We start from the raw sequence: 10,017 nt of genomic DNA on the forward strand, positions 1-10,017 counted from the left end.
GGCGCTGCGGACGGCCGAGGAGCGCGGGGCCGCGCCGCTGGCGGCGCAGCTGAGCGCGGAGCTGGCCGCCGCCGGCGGCCGTCGCCGGCGCGTGCGCGAGGACGACGGCCTGACGCCGCAGGAGCTGCGCGTCGCGCGGCTCGCCGCGACCGGCGCGACGATGCGCGAGATCGCCGCCGAGCTGCACATCTCCCCGCGCACCGTCGAGAGCCACCTCGGGCACGTCTACCTCAAGCTCGGCGTCGCCTCCAAGCACGAGCTGCGCCGGCGCGCGGAGGAGCTGGGACTGCGCGATCCGACCCAACCGGTTGAACCTCGCGGCATTCTCCACTAAACTGATCGGGAATGCATGGTTTTGCCCGTCAGCCCGCCTCCTGTCGCTAGGGGCCCGGCGCTCATCGAGCGGCGCGGCCCCTGATCGACGCCAGGAACCTGTTTCAGAAGACGGCGGTGGCGTGAGGGCGCCGGATCGTGGATGCCGGGCGCCGAACGCGAGCGCAAGGCGCAGCCCTGCTGCGTCGAGCATCGCGGGCGGCGATCCGGCGCCGCGAGACGGTGTGCTCACGGCATCGACGTTCTGAAGCAGGTTCGAATCCACCGGCAGCGCACGCAATCGTGCGCGGGGGGATCTCGCCGTGCGACTCACCATTCGGCTGCTCGCCGCAGCCTTGCTGCTGTGCGCGTTCATCCCGAGCGCAGCAGCCGCCGACCGCCCGAACGTGGTGGTCCTGATGACCGACGACCAGACCGTCGCCGACCTCGCCGCGATGCCGCGGACCCGTGGCGTGCTCGCGCGGCAAGGCGTGAGCTTCGACCGCTCGTACGTCTCGTATCCGGTCTGCTGCCCCTCGCGCGCCACCTATCTCAGCGGGCAGTACGCCCACAACCACGGCGTTCTAGGCCTCTACCCGCCGACCGGCGGCTACGCCCGCTTCGGCCACGCGAACGCGCTGCCGGTCTGGCTCCAGCGGGCCGGCTACGCGACCGCGCACATCGGCAAGTACATGAACGGCTACGAGCTGGGGGTCGGCGCTCAGCAGCCGCCCGGCTGGACCGAGTGGTACGGCGCCGTCGACGGCTCCACGTATCTGATGTGGGGCTACACGCTCGTCGAGAACGGCGTCGCGCGCACCTACGGAACGCCGCTCGACGAGGACCCGCGGCTCTACCAGACCGACGTCTACCGCGACAAGGCGGTCGACTTCATCGCCCGCCGCGCCCCGTCCAAGCGTCCCTTCTTCCTGTCGGTCGCCTTCCTCGCTCCGCATCACGAGAACCGCGCCGTGCAGGCGATCACCGGCCGGCTCGTGCGGCCGGCTCCCCGGCACGAGCGGGCGCTCGCGGGCGCCCCGCTCCCGACGCCGCCGGGCTTCGCCGAGCGCGACCGCTCCGACAAGCCCGGCTTCCTGCGCCACCGGCCGCGGCTGACGACCGCGGGCGTCGACCGGATCGCCGCGGACTTCCGCGACCGCCGCGCGTCGCTGCTCGCGGTCGACGAGGCCGTGGACGGGATCGTCGACGCGCTGCGCAGATCCGGCGAGCTCGCCGACACCTACGTGATCCTCACGTCCGACAACGGCTACATGCAGGGCGAGCACGGCGTGCCGAGCGGCAAGATGCTGCCGTACGAACCATCCACCCGCGTCCCGCTGATCATCCGCGGCCCGGGCATCCCGGACGGGGTCGTCTCGCACGAGCTGGTCGGCAACGTCGACCTCGCGCCGACGATCGCGGGGGTCGCCGGGGCGCTGCCGGGACGGCTGCTCGACGGCCGCTCGCTGCTGCCGTTCGCGCGCGATCCGCGCCGCTGCAGCAGACGGGTGCTGCTGCACGAGACGGGCGGCCGGCACTTCATCCGGCAGCGCGATCAGGACGCCGCCGGCGTGCCGGCGGTGCGCGAGGTCTTCACGTACCGCGGGGTGCGCACGCGGCGGTGGCTCTACGTCGAGTACCGCAGCGGCGAGCGGGAGCTGTACGACCTCGCGCGCGATCCCTACGAGCTGCGCTCCGTCCACGCCGATCCGCGCAAGCAGCGGATCGTGCACGTGCTGCGCGCGACCTTGCACCAGCTCGCGCACTGCCGCGGCCCCGGCTGCCGGACCGCGGTGCGTCCGCCGGCCGGGGGCACCTGATCGCGGCGGCGCTCAGCGCTTCAGCGTCACGGTCGCGCGCGTCTGCGCGCGACCGGCGACGGCGGTCAGCGTCAGCCGCACCGCTCCGCGGCCGGCGAGCGTCCGCCGCGCCGCGCGCGTGAAGCGCAGCGTCAGCGTCGCGACGCCGCCTCTGCCAGCTCTCGCCGTGCCGCGCGCGACGGTGGTGCGGCCGGCCTTCGCCGTCACGGTCGCGCGGGTCGCGCCGGCCGGCAGCTGCACGGAGACCGCGAGGCCGCGGGCGAGCGCGCGGGCGAGCCGTGCTCTCGCCACCGCGAGCGCGAGGCGCGGACGTCTCGCGGCCGCTCTCGGCGCGTCGCTGCCGCCGCTGCCGCCGCCACCGCCGCTCGCGCCGCCGTCGCCGCCTGCGCCGGCCGGGCTGGGGATCGATGCCGGCACGTCGGCCGGGCCCCAGTCGGGATCTCTGCCGCCGGGGATCACGAGGCGGCCGTTCTGGCCCGGCTGGCAGCCGCCGGCGAGGTCGGGCAGCGGGTTGACCCAGATGCCGTCGCCGACGCCGTAGGCGACGCCGCGGCCGTTCGGCGCGAGCGTCACCGTCTCAAAGCGGCCGCCGATCGGCTGGCCGTACTGGATGCACCCCTCGACGATCGGCACGCGTCTGGCGAACGGGCTCATCGACTGCTGCGGCGCGCTGAAGGGGTCCATCAGCGGCCGGTAGACGCGCAGCAGCTCGTCGCTGCCGCCGGCGATCCCGACGACGGTTCTGAGGTCGCGCGAGACCTCGACGTCGTCGACGCCCATCCCGGTCTCGTCGTAGAACCAGCGGTGGAGCGCGTCGTCGCCGGCGCCCGGCGCGACCGTCGTGAGGACCGCGTCCTCGTTGAGGATCGTGCTGGGGAAGGAGCGCAGCAGTCTGTCGTTGCCGATCCAGTGCGGGTAGATCCAGCCGGTCTGCAGGCCGTACTCTTCGAACGGCGTGAAGCGGTCGGCGTGGGTGATGCCGACGCCCTGGCTGGTCGTCAGCTCGTGGCAGGAGGGGATGCTGCTCTCGCTGCACTGCGGCGTCTGGCCGCCGGTGAACGACTGGTTGACGTACTCGAACGCGATCAGCTTGCCGTCGGGCGAGATCTCGGGCGTGAAGGGGCCGTGGAACTGGGTCACGGGGCCGGCCTGCGGGGCGCCGTCGCTGACGAAGGTGGGGATGTCGGCGAGCAGCCGGCCGTCGCGCGCGAGCGTGTGCAGCCGCTCGCCCGCGAGCGCGACCATCGTGCCGCCGTCGGCCTGCGAGACGTAGGAGTAGCCGCCGCTGCGCGTCACCTGCAGCTGCCGCGCGCCGTCCGGCGTCGCGAGCCAGACGTCGCCGCCCTTGACGTAGGCGATCGAGTCGGCACCGGCGGTCGCCGGGGCGGCGGCCGCGATCGTGAGGGCCGCGCCGAGCGCGGCGAGCATCGGGATTCGCATGTGCCGCAGCCTCCCGCGCCGCGGCCCCGGCGGGGATCGAGGGAACCCCGGGGCGCCCCCCGACCACGCCCCGGACCTGTCCCCGCCGAGCGATGGAGCGCGTCACTCCGTCCGCGAGAACTGCCAGATCGCGACGCCCATCATCGCCAGGCCGAGCGCCAGCACGATCCCCACCTCGACGAGCGAGGGCACGCGCCAGCCGAACCAGGTGATGCCGGGGTCGAGCGTCCGGCGGGCGGTGTCGGAGATGTCGAGATGGCTGAAGACCAGCCGCCGCATCGGGTCGACGGCGTAGGTCAGCGGGTTGAGGCGGGTCAGCAGCTCCAGCCAGCCCGGCAGGCCGGAGGCCGGGTAGAGCGCGCCGGAGAGGAAGAACAGCGGCATCACGAACATCTGCATCACGGTCGTGAACGTCTGGATCTGCCTGATGCGGACGGCCACCATCACGCCGAAGGCGGTCACCGTGAAGGCGATCAGCAGCATCAGGCCGAAGAGGCCGAGCAGCAGCAGCGGGTCGTAGGGCACGTCGACGAAACCGGCCAGCGCCAGCAGGATCACGCCCTGCAGCGACGCGACGGTCGCGCCGCCGAGGCACTTGCCGACGACGATCGACGAGCGCCGGATCGGCGCGACCAGCATCTCGCGCAGGAAGCCGAACTCGCGGTCCATCACCAGCGAGATCGCGCTGAACATCGCGCTGAAGACGAGCGCCATGCAGAGCACGCCGGGGAAGATGAAGGTCTTCAGGTCGACGCCGTCGGTCGAGGCGGAGGCGAGCGTCTCGAGTCCGGCGCCGAGGACGAACAGGAACAGCAGCGGCTGGACGAGCATCGTCGCGATCCGCATGCGGTCGCTGGCGAAGCGGATCAGGTCGCGACGCCAGACGATCCGCACCGCCCGCGCCTCCGACCGCCATGAGCGCTCGGGCACCCGCACGGCGACGACGTCCGCGATCGCGGCGCTCATCGGCGGGCACCCGACAGCACGCGCATCGTCGCGCGGTTGAGGTCGCTCCCGCCGCCGCTCTCGGCGTCGCGGATCGTCGAGCCGGTGTAGCGCATGAAGACGTCGTCGAGCGTCGGCCGCGAGACGGCGACCGAGGTGATCGGCACGTTCAGCTCGGCGAACAGCCGCGGCACGAACGCCTCGCCGGACTCGACGTGGAAGGTCACCGCGCCCTCCGCGACCGTCGCCTCGATCCCGAAGCGGTCGCGCAGCGCGCGGAGGGCGGCGTCGTCGTCGGCGGTTCCGAGCACGACGCGGTCGGCCCCGACGCTCGCCTTCAGCTCCGCGGGCGTGTCGAGCACGACGATCTCGCCGCGGTCCATGATCGCGATGCGGTCACAGAACTCCGCCTCGTCCATGTAGTGCGTGGTCATGAAGATCGTCGTCCCCTCCGTCTCCTGCAGCGCGCGGATGTAGCGCCAGATCGAGCTGCGCGTCTGCGGATCGAGGCCGATCGTCGGCTCGTCGAGGAACAGCACGCGCGGCGAGTGCAGCAGGCCGCGCGCGATCTCCAGGCGCCGCCGCATGCCGCCCGAGAAGGTCGCGACCGTCTGGTCGCGGCGGTCCCACAGGTCGACCATCTCCAGCATCTGCCGCATCCGCGCCGGGACGACGCCGGGGTCGATGCCGTACAGCTCGGCGTGCAGGCGCAGGTTCTGCGCGGCGGTGAGATAGCCGTCGAGCGTCTGGTCCTGGAAGACGAGGCCGATGTGGCGGCGGACGTCGTCGCGCTCGCGGGAGACGTCGAAGCCGCTCACGCGAGCGGTGCCGGAGGAGGGGCGCGCGAGCGTGCAGAGCATGTTGATCGTCGTGCTCTTGCCGGCGCCGTTGGGGCCGAGGAAGCCGAAGACCTCGCCGCGGGCGACGGTGAACGAGACGCCGCGGACGGCCTCGACCTCGCCGTAGGTCTTGACGAGGTTCTCGACCTTGATGGCGGGTGGTGAAGAGGAGGGCATGGCGCGGCACGATAACACTACAGTCACTGTAAAACTATAGTCACTGTATGGTGTATGCTTATGACAGGACAGAAGCCCGAGGGTCTCCGCGAACGCAAGAAGCGGGCCACCTACGACGCGATCGCCGCCACCGCCCGCCGCCTGTTCGCCGCGCACGGCTTCGACGCCGTCACGGTCGCCGAGATCGCCGTCGCCGCCGGCGTCTCCGAGAAGACGGTCTTCAACCACTTCGCGACGAAGGAGGACCTCGTCTTCGCCGGCGGCGACACACGGCTGGCGCAGCTGCGGAGGGACATCGCTCAGCGCCCGCCCGGCACCGCGGTGCTCGACGTCTTTCGCGCGAACTCCGAGGAGATGCTCGACGACGTCGCCGCGGGCGAGAGCGAGGACAGCCTCGTCGTCCCGCGCATCGTGCGCGGCAGCCCGGCGCTGCAGGAGCGGCTCGCGGTCGGCTGGGAGCGCGAGGCCGCCGCGCTCGTCGCCGTCTTCGCCGAGGCGACCGGAGCGGACGACGACGACCTCGTCCCCGCGGTCGTCGCGCGCACGCTCGCGTCAGCGCTCATCACGATCTTCCGCGTCGTCTTCGCCGGGCTGCTCGCGGGCGAGGACCCGCAGCAGCTGGCCGCGCGTCTGCGGCCGCAGGTCGCACGCGCCTACGACCAGCTCGCGGCCGGCCTCGGCGACTACGCGGTCGCCGGGCCGGCCGCGGACTCCGCGCCGTAGGCTTCGGTCACCCTTCGCGTGCGACGGCAAGGACGACCTGTCCGCCCCACCTCTGCGGTCGGCTGTGTGCAGGGTCGCGCCGCCGTCAGACCGCGGGCGCCGCCTGCAGCGGGCTCGGCCGCAGCACCGTCCGCCGGCCCCACGCCGCCGCGTCGGCGTGGTCGAGCAGCAGCGGAACGAGCTGCTCGATCGCGACCGGCGTGACGCCCAGCTCGGCCGCGCGCGCGAACTCGAAGCGCGCGTGCACGTCGACGTACGGCGCGTAGACGCCGATCTGATCGGCGGCGCTGGGGACGCACTCGGTCATCGGGCGGCCGGCGTGCGCGTAGGCGAGCCGCGCGAACTGCTCCATCGTCGGGGCCGCGTCGCCGCTGACGGCTTGCACGACCCCGGCGAGCCGCGGCTGGTCGAGCAGGCCGCAGACGACGTCGACGACGTGGTCGACCGGGACGAGGTCGAGGATCGCCTCTGCCGGCGCCGGCACGACCTCCAGCACGCCGCTGACGAGCGCGCGCAGCGGCGGGTAGACGACGTTGAAGGAGCTGGTCCAGCCGCTGCGCGAGTCGCCGACGACGATGCTCGGCCGCACGATCGCGGCGCCCTCCAGCCGCGCGACGACGGCCTCAGCACGGTGCTTGGTCTGCTCGTAGGTGTTGCGGAAGGCCGGTGCCGCGACCGGCCCCGTCTCGCGCGCGAGACCGCTCGCGCGGCCGTGCACGTAGGCGGTCGAGACGTGCACGAAGCGGGCCGCCGCGCCCAGCTCGCGCGCCCGTTCGGCGAAGGCGACCATCCGCTCGCTGCCGTCGACGTTGATCGCGTGCGCCTCATCGAGCGAGAGGTCGAACCGTATGGAGGCGGCGCAGTGGACGACGGCGGCGGCGCGCGCGGCGAGCGCGTCATAGCTGCCGGCGTCGAGCCCGAGCCGGTCGCGCTCGACGTCGGCGGCGACGGCCTCGACGTCCGCGACGACGGTGCGGTCGCCCCACGTCCGCTCGGCCAGGTCCTCGAGCCGGCGGCGCGCCTCGGCGTCGTCGGCGGCGCGCACGAGCGCCGCGACCGGCTCGCCGCGCGCGAGCAGTCGTTCGAGCACCAGCGAGCCGACGAATCCCGTGGCGCCGGTCAGCACGGTGACGTGATCTTCGCGAAGCATGCGAGCAGTATCGGGGAGGACGCGCCGCGCGCGCCGTGCGGCCCGTGGTTCGGCCGCACCGCGCGCAGCCGGCGCAATCCCTAAGGTCGGGCGTTCGCACGAGGCCGGAGCGCACGCGGACGCGGGCGGGCGCACCTGAGACGAAGGACGAACAGCATGGCGGCGATGAAGTGGTGGGGCTGGGGCCTGGATGGCGTGGAGTTCACGCACGAGGACAAGCCCGAGCTGGGGCCGTTCATCAAGCAGCAGCTCGGCCTCGACCTCGCGCGCGCGACAGAGGCGCCGCCCACCTTCGCCGAGCTGGAGCTGGCCGAGCCGTCGCTGCCGGCCGAGCTGCGCGCCGCGCTCGAAGGCGCCGTCAGCGCCGAGCAGGTCAGCGTCGATCCGCTCGACCGCGTCGTGCATGCGCGCGGCAAGTCGATCCGCGACCTGATCCGCCAGCGTCGCGGCGACCTGCCGCGGCTGCCGGACGTCGTCGTGCGGCCCGCCGACGAGGACGAGGTGACCGCCGTGCTGACGGCGGCGCTGGCAGCCGACGCGGTCGTGATCCCGTTCGGCGGCGGCTCGTCGATCTCCGGCTCGCTGGAGCCGCCGGCCGACGAGACGCGGCCCGTGATCTCGCTCGACCTCGGCCGCCTCGACAGGGTGCTGGAGATCGACACCGTCTCGCGCCTGGCGCGCGTGCAGGCCGGCGTCTTCGGGCCGCGGCTGGAGGAGCAGCTGAACGCGCGCGGCTACACCTGCGGCCACTTCCCCGACTCCTTCACGCACTCGACGCTCGGCGGCTGGATCGCGACGCGCTCGTCGGGGATGCAGTCGGACCGCTACGGCGACATCGCCGACGTGACGCGCGGCCTGCGCGTCGTGACGCCGACCGGCATGCTGATCACGCAGCCGGTCCCGTCAGCCTCCAACGGGCCGAGCGTGCGCGAGATGGTGCTCGGCAGCGAGGGGCGGCTGGGCGTCATCACGGAGGCGACGATCCAGGTCCGCCGCCTGCCCGAGGAACGCAGAATCATCGGCTACCTGTTCCCGACGTTCGCCGCCGGCCTCGCCGCGATGCGCGACATCGCCGACAGCGAGTGCCAGGTCTCGGTCACGCGCGTCTCCGACGCGCCCGAGACGCAGTTCTCGTTCGCCACCCGCAAGGCCCAGAGCACGGGCGACAAGCTGCAGTGGAAGGCGCTGACGACCTACCTGCGGCGGCGGCTCGGCTTCCAGCTCGACCAGATGTGCCTCTCCTTCATCGGCTACGAGGGCAGCGAGAGCCACGTCGCCGAGCAGCGCAAGGCGGTCGGCAAGATCGTCAAGCGGCACGGCGGGCTGACGGTCGGCTCGGGCCCCGGCGCGCTGTACGACCAGAAGAAGTTCGACACCCCCTACATCCGCGACTTCCTGCTCGACCGCGGCGTCCCCGCCGACGTCTCCGAGACAGCGATGCCGTGGAGCAGGCTGAGCACCGTCTACGACGCGGTCAACGCCGCCGGCCACGGCGCCTTCGCCAAGCTCGGCGTGCAGGGCTACCTGATGTGCCACCTGTCGCACAGCTATCACGGCGGCGCCTGCCTCTACTTCACGTTCGCGTTCAGACCGACGCCGGGCGCCGACATGCTCGCGCAGTACGACGTCGTGAAGTCGGCGATCCAGCAGGCGTTCGTCGACAACGGCGCGTCGCTGTCGCACCACCACGCCGTCGGGACCGAGCACGCGCCGTGGCTGGAGCAGGACATCTCGGCGCCGGGCGTCGCGCTCGTGCAGGCGCTGTTCGCCGGCGCCGACCCCGGCAGGAACCTGAACCCCGGCAAGATCGTCTGATGGACGACCAGCCCTGGGTCCGCACAGCGCCGGCGCGGGCCGCCCGCGAGCTGATCGTCTGCGGCGTCTTCGACACGATCGTGCGCACCTACGCGCGCCGTGAGGTCAGCGGCGCCGAGCAGCTCGACGGCCCCGCGATCTTCGTCGCCAACCACTGCAGTCACGTCGACACGCCGGTGCTGCTGCGGGCGCTGCCGGGGCCGTGGCGCCGTCGCACCGCGGTCGCGGCGGCGGCCGACTACTTCTACACGCGGCGCTCCGTCGGCGCCGCGGTCTCGCTGGCGTTCTGCACCGTGCCGCTCGTGCGCAAGGGGCGCGGCGGCGAGGCCGGGGGCGGCGGCGGGACGGCCGCGCTGGGGCCGCTGCTGGCCGATGGCTGGAGCCTCGCGGTGTTCGCCGAAGGGACGCGCTCGCGCGACGGTCGCGTCGGGCGGCTGCACACCGGCGGCGCGGTCCTGGCGGCGGCGCACGGGCTGCCGATCGTCCCCGTCCACATCGACGGCACGCGCGCCGCGATGCCGATCGGCCGCAGCTGGATGGTCCGCCCTGAGAGCGGCGGCCGTTTCGCGCGTCATGACATTCGCGTCCGCTTCGGCGCGCCGATCGAGGTCTCGCCGGAGGACGACCGCTTCGAGGTGATGGAGCGGGTCCGCCTCTTCATGGCCGAGTGCGGCGCCGAGACGACGCCCGATCCGAAGCTGGCGGCGCGGCGGGCGGCGGCGACCGGCGCGGCGGAGCGCGCGGCCGGGCGCGCGGCCGGCGGGAGCGCGACCCGATGACCCGCGTCTTCCTCACC

The 10,017-nt window shown here is 73.3% G+C and carries 9 protein-coding genes; 5 read left to right on the top strand and 4 right to left on the bottom strand.

Translation table 11 applies throughout. The annotated features are described in order from the left end of the window. Together R7226_RS29890 and R7226_RS29895 are read left to right on the top strand one after the other, a co-directional pair. Positions 1 to 334 (top strand): response regulator transcription factor (locus R7226_RS29890; protein ID WP_318601144.1); only part of this gene is annotated, 334 nt, incomplete at its 5' end. A 301-nt stretch (positions 335 to 635) separates the two neighbouring features. Beyond that, the gene (locus R7226_RS29895) at positions 636 to 2,132 is read left to right on the top strand and encodes a sulfatase family protein (RefSeq protein WP_318601145.1); all 1,497 of its coding nucleotides are present in this window, start codon (positions 636 to 638) and stop codon (positions 2,130 to 2,132) included. Positions 2,133 to 2,144: 12 nt separating this feature from the next. On the opposite strand, the gene R7226_RS29900 is transcribed toward R7226_RS29895, so the two are convergent. The 3 genes from R7226_RS29900 to R7226_RS29910 all read right to left on the bottom strand — a co-directional run bounded on the left by R7226_RS29900 (position 2,145) and on the right by R7226_RS29910 (position 5,533). Continuing rightward, a complete protein-coding gene (locus R7226_RS29900) occupies positions 2,145 to 3,572 on the bottom strand; it encodes a hypothetical protein (RefSeq protein WP_318601146.1) in 1,428 nt (475 codons plus the stop codon). 102 nt (positions 3,573 to 3,674) lie between these two features. Then, positions 3,675 to 4,538 carry an ABC transporter permease gene (locus R7226_RS29905; protein ID WP_318601147.1) on the bottom strand — a complete coding sequence of 288 codons (864 nt, stop codon included), beginning with the start codon at positions 4,536 to 4,538 and terminating at the stop codon, positions 3,675 to 3,677. Then, entirely contained in the window at positions 4,535 to 5,533 is a 999-nt protein-coding gene (locus tag R7226_RS29910) for an ATP-binding cassette domain-containing protein (protein WP_318601148.1), read from the bottom strand. Before R7226_RS29910 ends, R7226_RS29905 begins: the two co-directional genes overlap by 4 nt. A gap of 60 nt (positions 5,534 to 5,593) precedes the next feature. Here R7226_RS29910 and R7226_RS29915 point away from each other — a divergent pair, with 60 nt between their 5' ends. Continuing rightward, positions 5,594 to 6,256 carry a TetR/AcrR family transcriptional regulator gene (locus R7226_RS29915; RefSeq protein ID WP_318601149.1) on the top strand — a complete coding sequence of 221 codons (663 nt, stop codon included), beginning with the start codon at positions 5,594 to 5,596 and terminating at the stop codon, positions 6,254 to 6,256. 85 nt (positions 6,257 to 6,341) lie between these two features. Here the strand turns inward: R7226_RS29915 and R7226_RS29920 are convergent, their stop codons facing one another. Continuing rightward, positions 6,342 to 7,406, bottom strand: coding sequence for an SDR family oxidoreductase (locus tag R7226_RS29920; protein ID WP_318601150.1), 1,065 nt, complete (start codon positions 7,404 to 7,406; stop codon positions 6,342 to 6,344). Between the two features lie 156 nt (positions 7,407 to 7,562). Here R7226_RS29920 and R7226_RS29925 point away from each other — a divergent pair, with 156 nt between their 5' ends. Further along, positions 7,563 to 9,221 (top strand): FAD-binding oxidoreductase, encoded by a 1,659-nt coding sequence (locus R7226_RS29925; protein WP_318601151.1) that lies wholly within the window; start codon positions 7,563 to 7,565, stop codon positions 9,219 to 9,221. Then, positions 9,221 to 10,000, top strand: coding sequence for a lysophospholipid acyltransferase family protein (locus R7226_RS29930; protein ID WP_318601152.1), 780 nt, complete (start codon positions 9,221 to 9,223; stop codon positions 9,998 to 10,000). The genes R7226_RS29925 and R7226_RS29930 overlap by 1 nt, the downstream gene beginning before the upstream one ends. The last annotated feature ends 17 nt before the right edge of the window (positions 10,001 to 10,017 follow it).

The organism is Conexibacter stalactiti, from assembly GCF_033542075.1.
In the GTDB taxonomy this organism is placed as follows: Bacteria; Actinomycetota; Thermoleophilia; order Solirubrobacterales; family Solirubrobacteraceae; genus Conexibacter; species Conexibacter stalactiti.